The 21768-nt window shown below is 63.8% G+C and carries 22 protein-coding genes; 11 read left to right on the plus strand and 11 right to left on the minus strand.

Annotated features, from left to right (window positions below; translation table 11 throughout):
* Positions 1-14: 14 nt before the first annotated feature.
* The 3 genes from P7A97_RS10805 to P7A97_RS10815 are packed head-to-tail and all read right to left on the minus strand — an operon-like array spanning position 15 to position 1361.
* Positions 15-221 (minus strand): DUF1289 domain-containing protein, encoded by a 207-nt coding sequence (locus P7A97_RS10805; protein ID WP_277689946.1) that lies wholly within the window; start codon positions 219-221, stop codon positions 15-17.
* Positions 218-742, minus strand: coding sequence for a gamma carbonic anhydrase family protein (locus P7A97_RS10810; protein WP_277689947.1), 525 nt, complete (start codon positions 740-742; stop codon positions 218-220). The genes P7A97_RS10805 and P7A97_RS10810 overlap by 4 nt, the downstream gene beginning before the upstream one ends.
* 10 nt (positions 743-752) lie before the next feature.
* Positions 753-1361, minus strand: a complete 609-nt coding sequence (locus P7A97_RS10815; RefSeq protein ID WP_277689948.1) for a CoA pyrophosphatase — start codon at positions 1359-1361, stop codon at positions 753-755.
* Between the two features lie 134 nt (positions 1362-1495).
* Here P7A97_RS10815 and P7A97_RS10820 point away from each other — a divergent pair, with 134 nt between their 5' ends.
* The 7 genes from P7A97_RS10820 (at position 1496) to P7A97_RS10850 (ending at position 5543) form a co-directional block, all read left to right on the plus strand.
* Positions 1496-2041 (plus strand): NUDIX hydrolase, encoded by a 546-nt coding sequence (locus tag P7A97_RS10820; protein ID WP_277689949.1) that lies wholly within the window; start codon positions 1496-1498, stop codon positions 2039-2041.
* Between the two features lie 50 nt (positions 2042-2091).
* The gene (locus P7A97_RS10825) at positions 2092-2322 is read left to right on the plus strand and encodes a DUF2789 domain-containing protein (protein ID WP_277689950.1); all 231 of its coding nucleotides are present in this window, start codon (positions 2092-2094) and stop codon (positions 2320-2322) included.
* Positions 2323-2455: 133 nt separating this feature from the next.
* Positions 2456-2959 carry a L,D-transpeptidase family protein gene (locus P7A97_RS10830; RefSeq protein ID WP_277689951.1) on the plus strand — a complete coding sequence of 168 codons (504 nt, stop codon included), beginning with the start codon at positions 2456-2458 and terminating at the stop codon, positions 2957-2959.
* A gap of 175 nt (positions 2960-3134) precedes the next feature.
* Entirely contained in the window at positions 3135-3584 is a 450-nt protein-coding gene (locus P7A97_RS10835) for a MarR family transcriptional regulator (protein ID WP_277689952.1), read from the plus strand.
* 191 nt (positions 3585-3775) lie between these two features.
* Positions 3776-4201: an organic hydroperoxide resistance protein gene (locus P7A97_RS10840; protein WP_277689953.1), complete on the plus strand. Its 426-nt coding sequence runs from the start codon at positions 3776-3778 to the stop codon at positions 4199-4201.
* A gap of 24 nt (positions 4202-4225) precedes the next feature.
* Entirely contained in the window at positions 4226-4483 is a 258-nt protein-coding gene (locus P7A97_RS10845; protein ID WP_277689954.1) for a DUF2790 domain-containing protein, read from the plus strand.
* A gap of 37 nt (positions 4484-4520) precedes the next feature.
* The gene (locus P7A97_RS10850) at positions 4521-5543 is read left to right on the plus strand and encodes an alpha/beta hydrolase (RefSeq protein WP_277689955.1); all 1023 of its coding nucleotides are present in this window, start codon (positions 4521-4523) and stop codon (positions 5541-5543) included.
* A gap of 59 nt (positions 5544-5602) precedes the next feature.
* On the opposite strand, the gene P7A97_RS10855 is transcribed toward P7A97_RS10850, so the two are convergent.
* The 3 genes from P7A97_RS10855 to purL all read right to left on the minus strand — a co-directional run bounded on the left by P7A97_RS10855 (position 5603) and on the right by purL (position 10384).
* Positions 5603-5920 (minus strand): YqfO family protein, encoded by a 318-nt coding sequence (locus P7A97_RS10855; protein WP_277689957.1) that lies wholly within the window; start codon positions 5918-5920, stop codon positions 5603-5605.
* Between the two features lie 174 nt (positions 5921-6094).
* Complete coding sequence (locus P7A97_RS10860; protein ID WP_277689958.1) at positions 6095-6364, minus strand: CDGSH iron-sulfur domain-containing protein; 270 nt, start codon at positions 6362-6364, stop codon at positions 6095-6097.
* 123 nt (positions 6365-6487) lie between these two features.
* Positions 6488-10384, minus strand: a complete 3897-nt coding sequence (gene purL / locus P7A97_RS10865; protein ID WP_277689959.1) for a phosphoribosylformylglycinamidine synthase — start codon at positions 10382-10384, stop codon at positions 6488-6490.
* Positions 10385-10532: 148 nt separating this feature from the next.
* Between purL and mltF the strand changes: the two genes are divergently transcribed.
* Positions 10533-12023: a membrane-bound lytic murein transglycosylase MltF gene (gene mltF / locus P7A97_RS10870; protein ID WP_277689960.1), complete on the plus strand. Its 1491-nt coding sequence runs from the start codon at positions 10533-10535 to the stop codon at positions 12021-12023.
* Positions 12024-12035: 12 nt separating this feature from the next.
* Here the strand turns inward: mltF and tadA are convergent, their stop codons facing one another.
* From tadA to P7A97_RS10895, 5 genes are all read right to left on the minus strand, one after another.
* Positions 12036-12521: a tRNA adenosine(34) deaminase TadA gene (gene tadA / locus P7A97_RS10875; protein ID WP_277689961.1), complete on the minus strand. Its 486-nt coding sequence runs from the start codon at positions 12519-12521 to the stop codon at positions 12036-12038.
* 1 nt (position 12522) lies between these two features.
* The gene (locus P7A97_RS10880) at positions 12523-13893 is read right to left on the minus strand and encodes a multicopper oxidase family protein (RefSeq protein ID WP_277689962.1); all 1371 of its coding nucleotides are present in this window, start codon (positions 13891-13893) and stop codon (positions 12523-12525) included.
* Positions 13894-14010: 117 nt separating this feature from the next.
* Positions 14011-15588, minus strand: coding sequence for a glutamine-hydrolyzing GMP synthase (guaA, locus tag P7A97_RS10885; protein WP_277689963.1), 1578 nt, complete (start codon positions 15586-15588; stop codon positions 14011-14013).
* Positions 15589-15800: 212 nt separating this feature from the next.
* Positions 15801-17270 carry an IMP dehydrogenase gene (gene guaB / locus P7A97_RS10890; RefSeq protein WP_277689964.1) on the minus strand — a complete coding sequence of 490 codons (1470 nt, stop codon included), beginning with the start codon at positions 17268-17270 and terminating at the stop codon, positions 15801-15803.
* Positions 17271-17350: 80 nt separating this feature from the next.
* Positions 17351-17899 (minus strand): sugar ABC transporter ATPase, encoded by a 549-nt coding sequence (locus P7A97_RS10895; protein WP_277689965.1) that lies wholly within the window; start codon positions 17897-17899, stop codon positions 17351-17353.
* A gap of 85 nt (positions 17900-17984) precedes the next feature.
* Here P7A97_RS10895 and xseA point away from each other — a divergent pair, with 85 nt between their 5' ends.
* From xseA to P7A97_RS10910, 3 genes are all read left to right on the plus strand, one after another.
* Complete coding sequence (xseA, locus tag P7A97_RS10900; RefSeq protein ID WP_277690003.1) at positions 17985-19364, plus strand: exodeoxyribonuclease VII large subunit; 1380 nt, start codon at positions 17985-17987, stop codon at positions 19362-19364.
* A gap of 20 nt (positions 19365-19384) precedes the next feature.
* Entirely contained in the window at positions 19385-20206 is an 822-nt protein-coding gene (locus P7A97_RS10905; protein WP_277689966.1) for a peptidoglycan DD-metalloendopeptidase family protein, read from the plus strand.
* A 93-nt stretch (positions 20207-20299) separates the two neighbouring features.
* A complete protein-coding gene (locus tag P7A97_RS10910) occupies positions 20300-21571 on the plus strand; it encodes a mechanosensitive ion channel family protein (protein WP_277689967.1) in 1272 nt (423 codons plus the stop codon).
* The last annotated feature ends 197 nt before the right edge of the window (positions 21572-21768 follow it).

The following is a 21768-nucleotide window of genomic DNA, read 5'->3' on the forward strand; positions in this document are numbered from 1 at the left end:
TGAATAAAGAGAAATCAGTGCTGCGCGGGCTGCTGCAGAAACTGCCCGGCGGCGCGGGTGCGCTCGACGCAACGCGCCAGCACTTCACGGCGCTGCTCGTTGCTCATGCGCCCCCACTGGGTAATCTCGGCCGCCGTGCGCTGGCAGCCGGTGCAGATATCGTGTTCATCCAGCGCGCAGATGCTGACGCAGGGCGATTTGACCGGACGCTCGTCGCTCACGCCTCGTCCTCGGCCAGGTCGCGGGCGTAGCGCTGGGCATTGTGTACGTAGTGGGCGGCACTGCCTTCGAGCATCTTCTTCTGCTGCTCGGTGAGTTCGCGCACCACCTTGCCCGGGCTGCCCATCACCAGGCTGCCATCGGGAATCACCTTGCCTTCAGGGATCAGGCTGTTGGCGCCGATGATGCAGTACTTGCCGATCTTGGCACCGTTGAGGATCACCGCATTGATGCCGATCAGGCTGTAATCGTCCACCGTGCAGCCGTGCATCATCACGTTGTGGCCAACGGTGACGCCCTTGCCCAAGGTCAGCGGAAAGCCCATGTCGGTATGCATCACCGTGCCGTCCTGCACGTTGCTGTTTTCGCCGATATGGATCAGCTCGTTGTCGCCACGCAGCACAGCGCCGAACCAGACGTTGGCGCCCTTATCCAGTTGCACCTTGCCGATCACCGCTGCGGTCGGGGCGATCCAGCTGTCGGGATGGGCTTGCACGCGGGCATCGCCCAGGCGGTATTTCATGGCTCGCTCCTCACAGGCGAATGACTTTCACGGAAGACTGCGGCGGCTGTTCCAGGTCGATACCGGCGTCGAACACCAGGTTGACCAGCTCGACGATCATCACCGCCGTCAGCCCCCAGATCTTGTAATGCTCGTAGTGATAGCAGGGCACATACCAGCTGCGCCCTTCGTAATCGATGCGATGAGTGACCTCACGCGGCGTCTCCAGGAAAAACCGCAATGGAACGGCAAAGACTGCGGCGATCTCGCTGTCGTTAGGCCGGTACTCGACGTAATCCGGCACGACGCCGACATAGGGTGTGACCTGAATACCGAAGCGCGACACCAGCGGACTGAGCGGACCAACCACCTCCACCAGACCTGGCGGCAGGCCGACCTCTTCCTCGGCCTCGCGCAGGGCGGTGAAGGCCAGATCGGGGTCGGTGGCATCACGCCGACCACCGGGAAAGGCCACCTCGCCACCGTGGGTGGACAGGCCACTGGCGCGCAAGGTCAGCACCAGCTCAGGCTCGTCATTGCGGGTCAGCGGTACCAGCACAGCTGCCTCGGGGTAGCGCTGGTCAGTCTCCAGAATACGCGGGCTATGGCCGCGCACACGCTGCAGGAGCTCGTCGAGCATGATCGTTCTCGGTCTTTTCTTTTGCCCGGCATCATGGCACGAAGCAGCGGCCCACCCAAGACCCGAACCGCCGCCAAGCTTGCCGAGCCTCGCCAGCTGCGGCCAATATGACAGTCGATCACGGAGAGCCCGGCATGAAATTCTGCAGCCAGTGCGGCGGCCCGGTGGAGCAGCGCATCCCGCAAGGCGACAACCGCCTGCGTTATGTCTGCCCGCACTGCCACACCATTCACTACCAGAACCCACGCATCGTGGCCGGCTGCCTGCCGGTATGGGGCGAACAGGTGCTGCTGTGCCGCCGCGCCATCGAGCCACGCCGCGGCTACTGGACCCTGCCGGCCGGCTTCATGGAGAACGGCGAAACCATGGCCGAAGCCGCCATGCGCGAGACCGACGAGGAAGCCTGTGCGCGGGTGCGCGATCTGCAGCTCTACGCCCTGTTCGATCTGCCGCACATAAGCCAGCTCTACGTATTCTTTCGCGCCGAACTGATCGACCTGGACTTCCAGGCCGGCGAGGAGAGCCTCGAGGTTCAGCTGTTCCACGAATACGAAATACCCTGGCAGGAACTGGCCTTTCCCACTGTCGGTCGTACCCTCAAGTGCTTTTTCGCCGACAGGCAAGAACGCCGCTTTCCCATTCGCAACGAAGGCATCGCCGCCCTGCACCCGCTACGCTGATGGCGTCTATAGTCCTTGCGTCGCGTACTCAACCTGCAGCCGGAGGCATCATGGACACCAGCGAACACAGCCTGAGCGCCCTGTTCAAGCAACTCGGCCTGCCCAACAGCAAAGCCGAAATCGAAACGTTCCTGCGCGAACATCGCCTCGCCGAAGGTCAGGCCCTGCCCAAGGCCGCCTTCTGGAACAAGGCACAGGCTCAGTTCCTCAGCGAGGCCCTGGCTGAAGACTCTGACTGGGCCGAGGTCACCGACGAGCTGGCCGTACTGTTATCGCCATGAGGCTGGCCAGCCGCAAGACCTTTGCCGCAAGCCATCCGACCACCGAGGATTGATCATCCCTTTCGGCATAGGCAGACTCTCGCGCATAACGACCTGATCTATCAGGGCCAACAGATACGTTCGGAACATCGCAATGCGCTGGTTGCTCGCCTTTCTCTTAGTCACCCTGGCTACCCCCTCTCTCGCTTCCAGCGCGCCCACCTTGCGCGGCAAGGCCATAGACAAGGTGCTGGTGGTCAAATCCGAGCGCAAGCTCCACCTCATGGGGCGTGGCGAAGTGCTCAAGTCCTACCGCATCTCGCTGGGCAAGGTGCCCACCGGCGCCAAGGTCAGCGAAGGCGACCTGCGCACGCCGGAAGGCTTCTACTGGATCGACTGGCGCAAGACCAGCGACAAGTTCAATCTGTCGATGCACATCTCCTACCCCAACGCCCGCGACGCCGCCAATGCGCGCAAGAAAGGCGTGTCCGCCGGTGGCATGATCATGATCCATGGCACGCCACTGGATGACGAATACCCCGAGTGGTTCTTCAGCACTCTGGACTGGACCGAGGGCTGCATCGCCATGCGTAACGCCGACATGCGTGAGGTGTGGAACCTGGTGCAGGACGGCACACTGATCGAAATCCGCCCCTAATAGGCCCGAAACAACAAGCGAGGCGCCTGCGGGCGCCTTTTTTCATGGCCCACGCTACCTTTCGGGCCGTTTCGCTGAGAAAAACAGCCATCCTGCGGCTATTTCATGTGCAGAATTTGTCGGGAGATAGTTTGCACGATAAATTATTGCGCAAACATTGATCAGAGGTACTGCCATGAAAACACCTCAGTCCTGCGCGGCCTTGCAACTGGACAACCAGCTCTGCTTCGCCCTGCACTCCACCTCGCTGCTGATGACCAAGGCATACAAACCGCTGCTGCAGAGTATCGGTCTGACCTACCCGCAGTACCTGGCCATGCTGGTGCTGTGGGAAGGTGACGGCATCACCGTGGGCGAGATCAGCGCGCGCCTGCTCACTGATCCTGGCTCGCTGACTCCCCTGCTCAAACGCCTCGAGGCCGAGGGTCTGATCACTCGCACCCGCAGCAGCGCCGACGAACGGGTGGTGGAACTGCGCCTGACCGATAAGGGACGCAGCCTGCAGCAAGAGGCTGAACGCTTCCCCGCGTGCATCCTCGAAGCCAGTGGTATGACACTGGAGCAGATCAGCGCCCTCAAGGAGCAGATAGTCGCCCTGCGAACCGAGCTGCAGAAGTCCGCCTGACCCTCTCCGCCGCCCGCTCGGGCGGCGCTTGCTGCACCTTCCCGCCTCGCTTATTTCCAGTCGATCGAATTCTCAGAGCCAATTCATCTAACAGTTAACTTGCGCGCAAAATTAAATCGCACTATATTTCGCATCACGCACTTACTTAGCGCGCAAAACTTTAGACATCAAACATAATCGGAGACACCATCATGCAAACCATCAAAGCGCTCTACACCGCCACTGCCACCGCCACCGGAGGCCGCGACGGCCGTGCCGTTTCCTCCGACGGCTTCCTCGACGTCAAGCTGACCACCCCGCGTGAACTGGGCGGCGCCGGCGGCGAAGCCACCAACCCCGAGCAACTGTTCGCTGCCGGCTACTCGGCCTGCTTCATCGGTGCCCTGAAGTTCGTTGCCAGTCAGAAGAAACAAGCCTTCCCGGCAGGCGCCTCGATCACCGGCAAGGTCGGTATCGGCCAGATCCCCGGTGGTTTCGGCCTGGAGGTGGAACTGCATATCAGCCTGCCGGGCATCGACCGCGCCACCGCCGAAGAACTGATCGCCGCAGCCCACCAGGTCTGCCCTTACTCCAACGCCACCCGCGGCAACATCGACGTGCGCCTGGTACTGGCCTGAGCACGCATAGAGAGGAGAACAGCCATGTACATCCGTCATATCACCCGCAGCAGCCTCGCCGCACTCGCACTCATTGCCAGCTCGCTGACTTTCGCCGCCGAACCGGCCAACCAGTACCACTACGGTCAAACCCTGGACGTCGCCGAGGTGATCAGTCTGCAGGAAGCCGACGCACGCACCTGCGAGGTAGTCGAAGCGCGCATGGTCTACCGCGATTCCGCCGGTGCCGTGCGGGCCGTGACCTACCTCAAGCAAGCCGACAACTGCCACAACCAGGGCTAAGGCCCTGGTTCACCGAACCAACTCGATCGCCAGGAGAATGAACATGAACATCAAGCAACTCGTTGGTAGCGGCCTGCTCACCCTGGCCGCCGCACAAGCCTTCGCCGCCGGTAGTCCCGGCGTCGAGCACAACACCCAGGCTTTCCTCCAGGCCCTGGAAGCTGGCGGCGGCCAACCCCTGGAAACCCTCTCGCCACAAGACGCCCGCGCCGTGCTGGTCGGCGCCCAGGCCTCGGTCAAGGTCGATCTGTCCGGCGTGACCGTCAGCGAGAAGACCATTCAGGCCGGCGGCCAGTCGATCCCGCTGACCATCGTTCGGCCCGAAGGTGTGAAGGGTGAACTGCCGGTGTTCATGTTCTTCCATGGTGGTGGCTGGGTACTCGGCGACTATCCGACCCATGCCCGCCTGATTCGCGATCTGGTGGTGAACTCCGGCGCCGTGGCCGTCTATGTCGGCTACACGCCGTCGCCCGAGGCCAAGTATCCGACCGCCATCGACCAGGCCTACGCCGCCACCCAGTGGGTCGGCGAACATGGCCAGGAGATCAATGTGGACAGCTCACGCCTGGCCGTGGCCGGCAACAGCGTCGGTGGCAACATGGCCGCAGTGGTAGCGCTTAAGGCGAAAGAGGCCGGCACACCGAAACTGCGCTTCCAGTTGTTGCTGTGGCCGGTGACCGACGCCAGCTTCGAGACAGGCTCTTATCAGCAGTTCGCCGAAGGTCACTTCCTCACGCGCAACATGATGACGTGGTTCTGGGACAGCTACACGACCGATCCCAAACAGCGTGCCGAACGCTTTGCTTCACCACTGCGCGCCACGCCCGAGCAACTCAGAGGCCTGCCGCCAGCGCTGATCCAGACCGCCGAGCTCGACGTGTTGCGTGACGAGGGCGAAGCCTATGCGCGTAAACTGGATGCTGCCGGCGTCACCGTTACCGCCGTGCGCTACAACGGCATGATCCACGACTATGGCCTGCTCAATCCGCTGGCGCATATCCCGGCCGTGCAAGCCGCCATGCGTCAGGCCGGTAATGAGCTGAAAGAACACCTGCAGTAATACGGCAAGCGAAAACGCAGAAGCCCTGGCATGCCAGGGCTTCTTTCACAGGGGAACACTCAGAACTGCAGGTCGGACAACCGCCACACATCAAAGGCAGGCGTTTCGTAGGGGTGAGCCTTGCGCATGGCCTTGACCACATCGTGGATCAGTTCGTCGGCCACCACCAACTCGACTTTCCACTCCGCCACGTCCTCGACACGCCCGGCCTGACCGAGAAACGGATCACTGCCCGCCAACGGCCGGAACTGGCCATTACCCAGGGTCTGCCAGCAGCAGCTGTCGTACTGTCCGATGCGTCCTGCACCAGCCGCAAACACGGCGGCCTTCACTTCTTCCAGGTGACTTTCCGGCACATAGAAACAGAATTTGTACATCCAGCCCCTCCGAGCGTCGACGAATACAGCGATCAGTAGACCGCACTGCCAAAGCGATAATGGCATTTTGCCTCATCACTCTCGCGTGGCCTAGTTCGCAACTCTGCATTGGAGTGCGCGACCGCCGAATCATCCCCTTACTCAACTAGAGACTTTAGGCATAAGCAGAAGCTTTTAATCACCTTTGGTAAAGCGCTGCCAGCGCGCTCCAAGCCCCTTGGCGGGTGGGCTGTGGCTACCGTCGCAATAGGGCATGCGAGCGGACAGGCCACAAAGGCAGAGCAACAGAAGCTGCTGACGAGCGGGCTGCAGGAGCAGACCATCGGTGCAGCCAGCGGGGCAATCGGGAAGCGTGGACGAGCGCCCACAGCGGCATAGTAGATGGGTCTCGCCAGGGCAGACCTGGCGGACCTCGGGAAGCTTGGGATGGCCAGGTTCGGTCATGGGTTGTGAATCCGTAGCCCGGATGTAATCCGGGTTGCTGATGGTCCCGGATGCATCCGGGCTACCCCTCTCCCATCTTTCTGGCACCCTCTCCCGCTAACGGGAGAGGGGAAACGCGCGCTGTTAGTCCACCCAGACGCGGGCGTTGCGGAACATGCGCATCCAGCCGGCATCTTCCTGCCACTCATCCGGGCGCCAGGAGTTCTGCACGGCACGGAACACCCGCTCCGGGTGCGGCATCATGATGGTCACGCGACCGTCGCGGCTGCACAGACCGGTGATGCCGCGCGGCGAGCCGTTGGGATTGGCCGGGTAGCTTTCGGTGACCTTGCCGTGGTTGTCGATAAAACGCATGGCCACGGTGCCGGACAGATCGGCCTCCAGCAGCGCCTCCTCGCTCTCGAACTCGGCATGACCTTCACCGTGAGCAATGGCGATCGGCATGCGCGAGCCGGCCATGCCCTGCAGGAAGATCGACGCCGACTCCTGCACCTGGACCATGGCAACACGGGCCTCGAACTGCTCCGAGCGGTTGCGCACGAAGTGTGGCCAGAACTCGGTGCCGGGGATCAGTTCGTGCAGATTGCTCATCATCTGGCAACCGTTGCACACGCCGAGGGCGAAGCTGTCCTTGCGCTCGAAGAACGCCTGGAAACCGTCCCGAGCACGTGCGTTGAACAGGATCGACTTGGCCCAGCCTTCACCCGCGCCCAGTACATCACCGTAGGAGAAGCCACCGCAGGCCACCAGGCCCTTGAAGTCATCCAGGCTGACGCGGCCGGCGAGAATATCGCTCATGTGCACGTCGATCGCGGAGAACCCTGCGCGGTCGAAGGCCGCAGCCATCTCCACCTGGCCGTTGACGCCCTGCTCACGCAGGATCGCGATTTGCGGGCGCACACCCTTCTTGATGTAAGGCGCGGCGATGTCCTGGTTGACGTCGAAGGAGAGCTTGGTCGACAGACCCGGATTGTCCTCGTCGAGGATTAGATCGAACTCCTGGTCGGCGCAGTCGGCGTTGTCGCGCAGGCGCTGGATCTGGTAGCTGGTCTCGGCCCACTGGCGCTGCAGCAGACGGCGCTGACCGCCGAACACGGCTTCGCCATTGAAGCTGATGGCCACATCACTGCCATTGATCGGCTGACCGATCACCGCCACGCAATCACCGAGGCCGGCAGCGCTGAACTGGGCGAGGATTTCCGGAGTGGCATCCTGGCGCACCTGGATCACCGCACCCAGCTCTTCGTTGAACAGCACGGCGGCCAACTCGGACGCCTGGTCGGCCAGACCGTCGAGGAACAGATTGAGGCCACAGTGACCGGCAAAGGCCATCTCCAGCACAGTGGTCAGCAGACCACCGTCGGAGCGGTCGTGGTAGGCCAGCAGGTGGCCGTCGGCATTCAGGCCCTGGATTACGGCGAAGAAGGCCTTGAGGTCTTCGGCGTCGTCGACGTCCGGCACGGCCTGGCCGAGCTGGGCATAGGTCTGCGCCAGGATCGAGCCGCCCATGCGGTTCTGCCCACGACCGAGGTCGATCAGGATCAGGTCAGTCTCGCCCTTGTCCAGGCGTAGCTGCGGGGTCAGCGACTGACGCACGTCCTGCACCGGGGCGAAGCCGGTGATCACCAGGGACAGCGGCGAGGTCACGCTCTTGTCCACACCCTCGTCCTGCCAGCGGGTCTTCATGGACATGGAGTCCTTACCCACCGGGATGGTGATGCCGAGTGCCGGGCACAGTTCCATGCCAACGGCCTTGACGGTGTCGTACAGGCGCGCGTCTTCGCCCGGATGGCCGGCAGCGGCCATCCAGTTGGCGGACAGCTTGATGTCGGAAATCTTCTCGATACGCGCGGCGGCCAGGTTGGTAATGGTCTCGCCGACTGCCATGCGGCCGGAAGCCGGGGCGTCGAGCAGGGCCAGCGGGGTGCGCTCGCCCATGGCCATGGCCTCGCCGGTGTAGACGTCGAAGCTGGTGGCGGTCACGGCGCAGTCGGCCACCGGCACCTGCCAGGGGCCAACCATCTGGTCACGCGCCACCAGGCCGGTGATGGTGCGGTCGCCGATGGTGATCAGGAAACTCTTGCTGGCCACGGCAGGGTGGCGCAGCACGCGGGTCGCCGCTTCTTCGATATTGACGCTGGACGCGTCAAAGCCATCGCCCTGCTCGGCCTCGCGGGTCACGCTGCGGTGCATGCGCGGCGGCTTGCCCAGCAGCACTTCCAGCGGCATGTCCACCGGCTTGTTGCCGAAGTGGCTGTCGGATACGGTCAGGTGCGGCTCGGCGATGGCCTCGCCGACCACCGCAAACGGGCAGCGCTCACGCTCGCAGATGGCTTTGAAACGCTCGAAGTCGGCGGCGTCCACGCTCATCACGTAGCGTTCCTGCGACTCGTTGCACCAGATTTCCAGCGGGGCCATGCCCGGCTCGTCGTTGGGCACCGCGCGCAGCTCGAAGCGACCGCCACGGCCGCCGTCGTTGATCAGCTCCGGCAGGGCATTGGAGATGCCGCCAGCACCGACGTCGTGGATGAACTTGATCGGGTTGTCGGCGCCCAGCTGCCAGCAGCGGTCGATCACTTCCTGGCAACGACGCTCCATCTCGGGGTTGTCGCGCTGCACCGAAGCGAAGTCCAGGTCAGCAGAGCTGGCACCAGTAGCCATCGAGGACGCGGCACCGCCGCCAAGGCCGATCAGCATGGCCGGACCACCGAGCACGATCAGCTTGGCGCCGACCGAGATTTCACCTTTCTGCACGTGCTCGGCGCGGATGTTACCCATGCCGCCAGCCAGCATGATCGGCTTGTGGTAGCCACGCACTTCCTCACCGCGCGGGCTCTGCACGGCCTGCTCGAAGGTACGGAAGTAGCCGTTCAGGGCCGGACGGCCGAACTCGTTGTTGAACGCGGCGCCACCCAGTGGGCCTTCGATCATGATGTCCAGCGCGGTGACGATGCGCTCGGGCTTGCCGTAGGGCTTCTCCCAGGGCTGCTCGAAACCGGGGATATTCAGGTTGGACACGGTGAAACCGGTCAGGCCGGCCTTGGGCTTGGCGCCACGACCAGTAGCACCTTCGTCGCGGATCTCGCCGCCGGAGCCGGTGGAAGCACCGGGGAACGGAGCGATGGCGGTCGGGTGGTTGTGCGTCTCCACCTTCATCAGGATGTGTACAGGCTCCTGGGTGGCGCCGTACTCGCGAGTTTCACCATTGGGGAAGAAGCGCCCGGCGGTGAAGCCTTCGATGACCGAGGCGTTGTCCTTATAGGCGGACAGCACGCCCTCGCTGTGCATCTGGTAGGTGTTCTTGATCATGCCGAACAGCGACTTGTCCTGGCTCTCGCCGTCGATGTCCCAGCTGGCATTGAAGATCTTGTGGCGGCAATGCTCGGAGTTGGCCTGGGCGAACATCATCAGTTCGACGTCGTGCGGGTTGCGGCCCAGCTCGGTGAAGCTCTTCACCAGATAGTCGATCTCGTCCTCGGCCAGGGCCAGACCCAGTTGTACGTTGGCCTGCTCCAGGGCCGCGCGGCCACCACCGAGGATATCCACGGCGGTCAGCGGCTTGGGCTGGGCATGGCTGAACAGGCCCGCGGCCTCTTCCATACTGCCCAGCACCAGCTGGGTCATGCGGTCGTGCAGCAGCGCGGCGACGGCCTGCTGGTCAGCCTCGGAGAGCTCGCCACTGACGTAGTAGGCGATGCCGCGTTCCAGGCGCTCGATCTTGGCCAGGCCGCAGTTGCGAGCGATGTCGCTGGCCTTGCTCGACCAAGGGGAAATGGTGCCGAAACGCGGAATGGTCAGAAACAGCTTGCCGGCTGGCTCCTGCACCGCAACGCTCGGGCCGTATTTCAACAGTCGGGCCAGCACCTGCTCTTCGCGGGTATCGAGCACGCCGGTCACTTCGGCGAAGTGGGCGAACTCGGCGTACAGCCCAGTCACGGCAGGGACCTTGGCAGTCAGTTGCGAAAGCAGTTTGCCGTGACGGAAGGCAGAAAGAGCGGGCGCGCCGCGCAGGATCAACATCGTGAACAGCCTCGGGGAAGGGGTGTGCTTTGAGGCCGTGCATTCTAGCCTAAAGCGCCAGCAGACGGCACCTGTGGCGCATCGCCTAACAGAGCACAGAGGCCCTGTCCAGATATGGCGCCCTTTGACCTTTGCGTATACTGCGCCAATGTTTGCCCACACCGCGTTGCGCATCCGCACAGCCGCCTGGCTGTTGTCGACCGCAATCCTTCTGCTGCTCGCGGGTTGCGATGCGCCTCCAGAGGCCGCCGCGCAACCCAGCACCCTCGAGCGCATCCAGAAGGAGGGCGCGCTGCGCGTCATCACCCGCAACAGTCCCACCACCTATTTCCAGGATCGTGCAGGCGAGACCGGTTTCGAGTTCGAGCTGGCCAGAAGGTTCGCCGACAGCCTGGGGGTGGAACTGAAGATCGAAACCGCCGATAGCCTGGACGACCTGTTCACCCGTCTCAACCAGACCAATGGCCCGGTACTGGCCGCCGCCGGCCTGGTGTCGACCAACGGCCGCAAGACACAGGCGAGCTTCTCCCACGCTTACCTGGACGTCACGCCACAGGTCATCTATCGCAATGGCCAGCGTCGCCCCACCCGCCCCGAAGATCTGATCGGCCGACGCATCCTGGTGCTCAAGGGCAGCAGCCACGCCGAACAGTTGGTCGAACTCCAGAAAACCCTGCCCGATCTGCAGTTCGAGGAATCCGCCGATGTGGAAGTGGTCGACCTGCTGCGCATGGTCGATGAAGGGCAGATCGACCTGACCCTGGTCGACTCCAACGAACTGTCGATGAACCAGGTGTACTTCTCCAACGTACGGGTCGCCTTCGACCTGGGCGAGGCGCGTGGGCTGGCCTGGGCCGTGGCGGCGGGGGATGACAAGAGCCTGCTGCTGGAGGCCAACAAGTTCCTCGAGCAGGTGCAGAAGAATGGCAGCCTGCAGCGCCTCAAGGATCGCTACTACGGCCACGTCGACGTGCTTGGCTACGTTGGCGCCTACACCTTCGCCAAACACCTGCAGCAACGCCTGCCGCGCTACGAGAAGGATTTCCGCAAGGCCGCCGAGAAATACAAGGTGGACTGGCGCCTGCTGGCTGCCATCGGTTATCAGGAATCGCTGTGGACCCCGGACGCCACTTCCAAGACCGGCGTGCGCGGCCTGATGATGCTGACCCAGAACACCGCCCAGGCCATGGGCGTGGTCAACCGCCTGGACCCCAAGCAGAGCATCGCCGGCGGTGCCAAGTATTTTGCCCTGGTACACAGCGGTCTGACCGAGGACATGAGCGAACCGGACCGCACCTGGTTCGCCCTGGCCGCTTACAACATCGGCATCGCCCACCTGGCCGACGCACGCAAGCTGGCCAAGGCCGAGGGCCTGAACCCGAACAAGTGGCTGGACGTGCAAAAGATGCTGCCGCGTCTGGCGCAGAAGCAGTGGTACAGCAAGACCCGCTACGGGTATGCCCGCGGCGGCGAGACCGTGCATTTCGTGCGCAACATCCGCCGCTACTACGACATTCTCAACTGGGTGACCCAGCCACAGATGGAAGGCTCCCGTGTGGCCGAAAGCGGCCTGCATGTGCCGGGCGTCAATCGCACCATTCCGCGTGGAGAAGCCGAGGCCAACCCCACGCAACTCTGACACCCACGCCGACTACTTGGCGCCACCCCGCCTGGCCTTGAAGAAGGCACTCAACATAGCGCCGCACTCCTCGGCCAAGAGCCCGCCCTCGACCAGTACCCGGTGATTGAGAAAGTCCTGGCTGAAGAACTGGCCACGACTGACCGCCACCCCAGCCCTGGGTTCGGCAGCGCCATAGACCACGCGACTGACCCGCGAATGCACGATCAGCCCGGCACACATGCTGCACGGCTCCAGCGTTACGTAGAGGGTGCTACCGGGCAGCCGGTAATTCTGCAGCGCAGCGGCAGCAGCGCGAATCGCCACCATTTCGGCATGGGCACTGGGATCGGAGGTACTGATCGGGCAGTTGAAACCACGGCCGATCACTTCACCTTCCTGCACCAGCACCGCACCTACCGGTACCTCGCCCCGCTCGGCACCCTGCTGGGCCAGTTCCATGGCCTCACGCATGAAGCGCTCGTCCTGGCTGCGGTCGATGATTTTCACTCTCTGCATGTCATACCACGGCGATGGCGGCCATCAGGCCGGTTTCCATGTGGTCGATCACATGGCAATGGAACATCCACACCCCGGGATTATCGGCGACGAAGGCAATACGCGCCGTCTCGTTCTTGCCCAGCAGGTAAGTATCTGTGTAATAGGGCGTGATACGTTTGCGGTCGGAGTCCAACACCCTGAAGGTCATGCCGTGCAGGTGGATCGGGTGCAGGTACTGGGCCATGTTGCGCAGCTCGAAAATGTAGCTGCGATCTTTCTGCAACGTGGCGATGGGTCGCTCCGCACAGCGTTTGTCGTTGATGTCCCAGGCCTGGCCATTGATCTGCCAGTAGCTCGCCGGTCCCTGCTGCTGCGGCGACGCCAAAACAGCCGACCACTCGAAGTTGAAGCGCAGGGTCTCGGCACTGGTCAGGTCAGGCTCGGCTACCGGATTGGCCGGCAACGCTGACGGCCAGTCGCCGGGCGCCTCGGCACTGGCCACACTGCGCAGGGTGGCAAGGCGCAGCGGGCCATTGCGCAAGGATATTTCCTGCCCCGCAGCCGGCACCTTCACGGCCAGATCGATACGCATACCAGCACCGAGCAGATACTCCTTGCCCAGCGCACGCGGCGCCACCGGGTGGCCGTCCAGCGCATAGATGCGCGCCTCGCCGGCGCCCTTGAGGTTGAGCCGGTAGCTGATGGTGTTGTCCAGGTTGAGCAGGCGCAGGCGCACCACCTGGCCAGCCGGCAGGTCGAGCACCGGCAGGTGCTGGCCGTTGATGGTCGACAGCCGGCCACGGGTCCCCTCGCGCGCCGCCAGACGCGGCACCGAAAACGCAGTGAAGGCGCCCTGCTCATCCACATGCCAGGTCTTCAGGCTCAGCGTACGCTCATGGAAAAATCCTGTGGGTTCACGCTCCTCGACGATCAGCGGGCCAACCAGCCCTCGCCCCAGTTGCTCGGAGCTGGCGGTATGCGGGTGATACCAGAAGCTGCCGGCATCGTGGCAGAGGAACTGATAGTCGAAGTACTCACCCGGCTTGACCGGTGCCTGAGACACGTAGGGCACGCCATCCATCTCCAGCGGCAGGCGGATACCGTGCCAATGAATGGTGGTCTCCACCTCCAGCTGGTTGATGAAGCGCACCCGCAGACTGTCGCCCTGGCGCACGCGCAGCTCAAGGCCAGGTGCCTGGCCGCCAAACGCCCAGGCCGGGGTTTTGTGCCCCGGCACCAGCTCCATGTCCAGCGGCGCGGCGATCAGCTCGTAGTCGTGGGTTGTCACATCGGCCGGACGGCCCAGCCAATAGCGCACACCACCGGCGCCGAGCCCGGCCACGCCGAGGGCGCCAAGGCCGACCAGTATCTGTCTGCGGGTAAACGTCATGTCTCTTCCGTCGCCGGGCATTTGCGACATCTTCTCATTACCGAAAGACCGCGGCGAGCAGCCGATTGCCGCAGGCACATACGACAAGGGCAGCTCGCGCTGCCCTTGTCGGTTACATCATTCCCACTCAATAGTGGCTGGCGGCTTGCTCGACACGTCGTAGGTGACGCGGGAGATGCCGGAGATCTCGTTGATGATGCGGTTGGAGACCTTCTCCAGCAGCTCGTAGGGCAGGTGCGCCCAGCGTGCGGTCATGAAGTCGATGGTTTCCACGGCGCGCAGGGCGACGACCCAGGCGTAGCGACGGCCGTCACCGACCACGCCGACCGATTTCACCGGCTGGAACACCACGAAGGCCTGGCTGGTCTTGTGGTACCAGTCGAAGTTGCGCAGCTCCTCGATGAAGATGTGGTCGGCCAGACGCAGCAGGTCGGCGTACTCCTTCTTCACTTCGCCAAGGATGCGCACGCCCAAGCCCGGGCCCGGGAACGGGTGGCGGTAGACCATGTCGTAGGGCAGGCCCAGCTCCAGGCCGATCTTGCGCACTTCGTCTTTGAACAGCTCGCGCAGCGGCTCGACCAGTTCGAACTGCATGTCTTCCGGCAGGCCACCGACGTTGTGGTGGCTCTTGATTACGTGGGCCTTGCCAGTCTTGGCGCCGGCCGACTCGATCACGTCCGGGTAGATGGTGCCCTGGGCGAGGAACTTCACATCCTGCAGCTTGGTGGCTTCATCATCGAACACTTCGATGAAGGTACGGCCGATGATCTTGCGCTTCTCTTCCGGATCACTGACGCCGGCCAGGCGGCCGAGGAACAGGTCTTCGGCGTTGGCACGGATCACCTTGACGCCCATGTTCTCAGCGAACATGGCCATCACCTGATCGCCTTCCTTGTGACGCAGCAGACCGTTGTCGACGAACACGCAGGTCAGCTGGTCGCCGATGGCCTTGTGCAGCAGGGCCGCGACCACCGAGGAGTCGACGCCGCCGGACAGGCCCAGCAGCACCTTGGAGCTACCCACCTGGGCACGCACGGTGGCGATGGCGTCTTCGACGATGTTGGCCGGGGTCCACAGGGCTTCGCAGCCGCAGATGTCGAGGATGAAGCGCGAGAGGATGCGCCCGCCCTGCTTGGTGTGGGTCACTTCCGGGTGGAACTGCACGCCGTAGTAGGCGCGGCTGTCGTCGGCCATGGCGGCGATCGGGCAGCTCGGGGTGCTGGCCAGGATGTGGAAGCCTTGCGGCAGGGCGGTGACCTTGTCACCGTGGCTCATCCACACGTCGAGGCCCAGCACGCCATCGGTGTCCACATGATCCTCGATGCCGTCGAGCAGGCGCGCCTTGCCAACCACGTCGACGCGGGCGTAGCCGAACTCGCGCAGGTCGGAGCCTTCCACCTTGCCGCCGAGCTGCTCGGCCATAGTCTGCATGCCATAGCAGATGCCGAAGATCGGCACGTTCAGGCCGAACACTGCCTGCGGCGCGCGCGGGCTGTTCGCCTCATGCACCGACTCCGGACCACCGGCGAGGATGATGCCGCGCGGGGCGAAGGCTTGGATGGCGGCGTCGTCCATGTCGAACGGATGGATCTCGCAGTACACGCCGATTTCGCGCACGCGGCGGGCGATCAGCTGGGTGTACTGGGAACCGAAGTCGAGGATGAGGATGCGGTGGGCGTGAATGTCGTGGGCCATGGCCGTCTCTCGTAGCGTAATTCGCAAATGACACGGGGCTGATTGGAGCAGCCCCGTCTTATCAAACTTCACAAAAATCGATTTGCCACGTCGCGAGCGAAGAAGAGGCAAGCCGAAAGGTGGTGAGCAAGCGCAGTTGGCTGTAGCCAATGAGCATTTCGAACCTCCTTCCAACGCCGCCTGTTCGAGCGCAGCAGCGGCAAATCGATTTTTCAGCCGACCCGGTAGTTGGGGGCCTCTTTGGTGATCTGCACATCGTGTACGTGCGACTCGGCCATGCCGGCGCCGGTGATGCGCACGAACTCCGGCTTGGTACGCATCTCCTCGATGGTGGCGCAGCCGGTGTAGCCCATGGAGGCACGCAGGCCACCCATCAGCTGGTGAACGATGGCGGCCATGGCGCCCTTGTACGGCACGCGGCCTTCGATGCCTTCCGGCACCAGTTTCTCGGCGCCGGCCGAGGAGTCCTGGAAGTAACGATCGGAGGACCCCTGCGCCTGGGCCATGGCGCCCAGCGAGCCCATACCGCGGTAAGCCTTGTAGGAGCGGCCCTGGAACAGCTCGACCTCGCCCGGCGCCTCTTCGGTGCCGGCCAGCATGGAGCCGATCATCACGGCGGAGGCGCCGGCAACGATGGCCTTGGAAAGGTCACCGGAGAAACGGATGCCACCGTCGGCGATCAGCGGCACGCCAGTGCCGGCCAGAGCAGCAGCGACGTTGGCGACTGCGGAAATCTGCGGTACGCCGACGCCGGCGACGATACGGGTGGTGCAGATGGAGCCCGGGCCGATGCCGACCTTGACACCATCGGCGCCGGCTTCGACCAGCGCCTTGGCCGCGTCGCCGGTGGCGATGTTGCCACCGATTACCTGGACGTCCGGGAAGTTCTGCTTGACCCAGCGTACGCGGTCGATCACACCTTTGGAGTGACCGTGAGCGGTATCGACGATGATCACGTCGACGCCGGCGTGAACCAGCGCGGCCACGCGGTCACCGGTGTCGGCACCGGTACCCACGGCGGCGCCGACGCGCAGGCGACCCTGGTCGTCCTTGCTGGCCAGCGGGTAGGCCTTGGCCTTCTCGATGTCGTTGACGGTCATCATGCCCTTGAGGCGGTACTGGTCGTCGACGATCAGCACGCGCTCGATGCGGTGCTTGTGCAGCAGCTTGCGCACGGCGTCCTTGTCCTCGCCTTCCTTGACGGTGACCAGGCGCTCTTTCGGCGTCATGACTTCACGCACCTTGGCATCCATACGGCTTTCGAAGCGTACGTCACGCGAGGTGACGATGCCGACCAGGTCACCATGGTGCAGGACCGGCACGCCGGAGATGTTGTGCTGGCGGGTCAGGTCGAACAGATCGCCAACGCTGGCATCGGCCTCGATGGTGATAGGGTCTTTCACCACACCGGACTCATAGCGCTTGACCTTGCGCACTTCGGCCGCCTGCTGCTCGATGGTCATGTTCTTGTGAATGATGCCAATGCCGCCTTCCTGGGCCATGGCGATGGCCAGACGCGCTTCGGTGACGGTATCCATGGCTGCAGACAGCAGCGGGATGTTCAGCTCGATGCCACGGGTCAGGCGGGTCTTGAGACTGACGTCCTTGGGCAGGACTTCCGAATAACCGGGGATGAGCAGGACGTCGTCGAAGGTGAGTGCTTCTTGGCTGATACGCAGCATGGCGGGGCTCCCGGGAGGGAAAAATAAGAAGCGCGGCATTATACCTAGCGGGCCACCTTCGCTCAATGGCGATACGCCACTCAGTCGTGCACATGCACCAGGCGCATGGGAAAGCCCAGGCGCTCGGCAAACTGCTCCAGCAGCTGCGGCGAAAAGCACTCCGGCGGCCAGCCGTTGAACACGAAAGCCAGGTTGGAGAAAGCGCAGGGCTGGAGGAAGAGGAAGCCGTTGATGTCATCCTCATGGCCGCATTCGGGGCAAGTGAAGTTGTCACTGACCCCGGCCATCCATACGTCCAGACTCTCGAACAGCGCCACACCAACTTCCTGGCGGCACTCGGGGCAACCGGCCTCTTCGAGAAAGTCGCGGGTCGGCGTGTAGATGCTGCGCAGGGTCACCACCTGCAGACCGTTGTACGGCTGGCCGAACGGCAGGCGCTCCGCATAAGGCAAGCGCCGTGCACCTTCGCCGATGGCATGGGCCATGCCGTTGCCCAAGCGCCCACAGGTACTCAACTGGGCGTCGATCAGCCGCTGGCCGCTGAGCCAGCGCACGATCCGCTGCGAGTGCGCGCCAAGGTGCGGCAGACTGGAAATCTGCGGCACCAGGATGCTTTGTATGACGTTCATAAAAGGAAGGATGGCTGAAAAGGCGGCGCAGTCTACTGGCTTGCCGCGCTTTGGGCACGCCGGTCAACCCGCTATCATGCCGGCCATGATTACCGACCCGTTCCAGCGCCTGGGCCTCGACCGCGAGGCCCTCAGCGTCAGCCAACTGAACAACCGTGCGCGCCTGCTGCTGGAGGATGTGTTCGCCCAGGTCTGGGTCGAAGGCGAAATCTCCAACCTGGCGCGCCCGGCCTCCGGCCACCTCTACTTCACCCTCAAGGACAGCCAGGCCCAGGTGCGCTGCGCGCTGTTCCGGCAGAACGCCGCCCGCGTGCGCCAGGCGCTGCGCGACGGCCTGGCGGTAAAGGTGCGCGGCAAAGTCTCGTTGTTCGAGGGCCGCGGCGACTACCAGCTGATCCTCGATACGGTAGAGCCGGCCGGCGATGGCGCCCTGCGCCTGGCCTTCGAGGCGCTCAAAGAGAAACTCTCTGCCGAGGGCCTGTTCGCCGCCGAGCGCAAACGCGCCCTGCCTGCCCATCCGCAGCGCATCGGCATTGTCAGCTCGCCGACCGGTGCGGTGATCCGCGACATCATCAGTGTGTTCCGCCGCCGCGCGCCGCAGGTGGCGCTGACCCTGATCCCCACCGCCGTGCAGGGCCGCGAGGCCACCGCGCAGATCGTCCGCGCCCTTGAGCTGGCCGACCGCGCTGGCTTCGACGCCATCATCCTGGCCCGTGGCGGCGGCTCGCTGGAAGACTTGTGGTGCTTCAACGAGGAGGCCGTGGCGCGCGCCGTGGCCGCCTGCGTCACGCCCGTGGTTAGCGCCGTCGGCCATGAGACGGACGTGTCGATCAGCGATTTTGTCGCTGATATACGCGCGCCAACCCCCTCCGCCGCCGCTGAACTGCTGGCGCCGGACAGCTCCGACCTGCAACGTCGCCTGGACAGTCTCAAGCGCCGCCTGGCCCTAACCCTGCAAACCCGCCTGAGCCGCGAACGCCTGCGCCTTGACGGCCTGGCCCGGCGCCTGCGCCACCCCGGCGAACGCCTACGCCAGCAGGCCCAGCGCCTGGACGATCTGGACATGCGCCTGCGCCGCGCCTTCGCGCAGCAAGCCAATAGCCGTCACGAGCGCCTGGCCCGCCTGGAGGGTCGCCTCAACGCCCAGCATCCGGGGCGCGCTCTGGCCCTGCTGCGCCAGCGTCTGGACAGCCTGGCCACGCGTCTGCCCCGCGCTATCGAGCTGCAGCTGCGCCAGCAACGCCGACAGCTGGAAAACCTCGCGCAAACGCTGCATATCGTCAGCCCGCTAGCCACGCTCGGTCGCGGCTACAGCATCCTCCTCGACGAACGCGGCCAGGCCGTGCGCGCCGCCCGCCAGACCCATCCCGGCCAGCGCCTCAAGGCACGCCTGGGCGAAGGCGAGCTGGCGGTGCGGGTCGAGGACAACCATCTGGAGCCGGTGACCCTGTCACTGCTCGACTGATACCACCACACGGACAGCCCATGCGCCTCGTCAGCCTGCTCACCCTGCTCTGCCTCGCCCTTCCCGTACAAGCCGAGGGTTTCATCACGCGCCTGCTCAACAAGCCGGTGCCCGGTGGTGTAGCAGTCGTCGACCTGGGGGCTGGCTCGAGTGCGCCGCAGGTGCGCTACCAGGGCAAACCGGTACTGGTGGTGAAGGAAGATGGCCAGCGCTGGATCGCCATTGTCGGCATCCCGCTGACGGTCAAGCCCGGCCAGCAACAGATCGAGGCCGACGGTCAGAAGCTGAGTTTCCAGGTTGGCGGCAAGCACTATCGCGAGCAGCGCATCACCCTGAAGAACAAGGAGCAGGTCAACCCGAACGCCAAAAACCTGGCCCGCATCGAGCGCGAACTGGCCGAGCAGAATGCCGCCTACCGCCACTTCAGCCCACGCCAACCGAGCAACCTGCTGCTCGACAAACCGGTCAGCGGGCCACTGTCCTCGCCCTTCGGCCTGCGCCGCTTCTTCAACGGCGAGGAACGTAACCCGCACTCTGGCCTGGACTTCGCCGTGCCGGCCGGCACGCCGATCAAGGCTCCGGCCGCCGGCCGGGTGATCCTCATCGGCGACTACTTCTTCAACGGCAAGACGGTGTTCGTCGACCACGGCCAGGGCCTGATAAGCATGTTCTGCCACCTGTCAGCGGTGAGCGTTCAGCTTGGCGACGAGCTGCCGCGCGGCGGCGTACTGGGCAAAGTTGGCAGCACCGGCCGCGCCACCGGCCCGCATCTGCACTGGAACATCAGCCTCAACGATGCGCGGGTCGATCCGGCGATCTTTATCGGCGCGTTCAAGCCCTGAGCGGAAAACCGGACTTACAGTTGCAGGTTGGGCTCACGCAAGGGCTTTGCTAAGGTTCTGCAGCTTGATCCGCAGCCCACGAGGCCCTTCTTAATGCCCGCCCAACTGCAACAAGCCCTGGACTGGCTGAACCAGCATCCCCAGTTGCACACCGTCATCGCCCTTGGCTTTCTGCTGTTTATCGCCTGGCTTGCCAACTGGCTGGTCAAACGCATTCTCGTGCGCGGTCTGAATCGCGTCATGGGCGCCACCCACCTGGGGCGCACCACGAACATCAGCCACAGCGGCATGATCAAGCGCTTATCCAACATCGTGCCGGCGCTGATCCTGATCAGTGGCGTACACCTGCTACCCAACCTGCCCGACGCGGTAGCCGTGGTGGTGGTCAATGTCGCCTCCGCCTTTATCGTGGTGACCGTGGCCCTGGCACTCAGCGCCCTGCTGGACATCATCAACACCCTGTACCAGCTACGCCCCGACGCCCACATGCGGCCGATCAAGGGTTACCTGCAGGTGGTCAAGATCGCTATCTTTGCCATCGCCACCATCCTGGTCATCGCCAGCCTGATCGACCGTTCGCCGCTGATCCTGCTGTCCGGCCTCGGCGCCATGGCCGCCGTGCTGCTGCTGATCTTCCAGGACACCCTGCTGTCGCTGGTGGCCAGCGTGCAGATCAGTTCCAACGACATCATCCGCGTCGGCGACTGGGTGGAGATGCCACAGCTCAACGTCGATGGCGACGTGATCGACATCGCCCTGCACACGGTGAAGGTGCAGAACTGGGACAAGACCATCAGCACCATCCCGACCAAGCGTTTTATCACCGACGCCTTCAAAAACTGGCGCGGCATGGAGGAAAGCGGTGGTCGCCGGATCAAGCGTTGTCTGTATCTGGATCAGAACAGCGTGCACTTTCTCGACGCCGAGCAACTGCAGGAACTACGTGGTTTTGCGCTGCTGGCCGACTACCTGGACGAAAAACAGGCGGAGCTCAAAGCCAGCAACGCCGGCCATGACGACCCGCGCAACACCCGCCGCCTGACCAACCTCGGCACCTTCCGCGCCTACGTCGAACGTTACCTGCGCCAGCACCCCAGCGTGCACCAGCAGATGACCCTCATGACCCGCCAACTGCAGCCGGGTGCCGACGGCCTACCGCTGGAGATCTACTGCTTCACCAACACCACCACCTGGCTGGTCTACGAAGGCATCCAGGCCGATATCTTCGACCACCTGCTGGCGATCCTGCCGGCCTTTGGACTGCGCGTATTCCAGAGTCCCAGCGGCGCGGATTTTCGTGTACTGATCGACAATCGCCTAGCCATCGCCCAGCAGGATCGCGCAACGCCTGCAGCACACCAGTGATGCCACCGCCGGCAGGCACGCGCAGGACGTGCCCGCCAAAAAACTCAGCGCAATTTATTGCCAAAAACACCCATAAAACAGCAACCAACAACCTCAATATCGATTTAGCGGCAATTTTCAGGCGTTTTCCCCACAAGCATTGCCATCTTTCCCCCTCAACAGTAGGGTTGGCGGCATGAAAACAGCTCACACCCTCA

Source organism: Pseudomonas sp. GOM6 (assembly GCF_029537485.1).
Lineage (GTDB): Bacteria > Pseudomonadota > Gammaproteobacteria > Pseudomonadales > Pseudomonadaceae > Aquipseudomonas.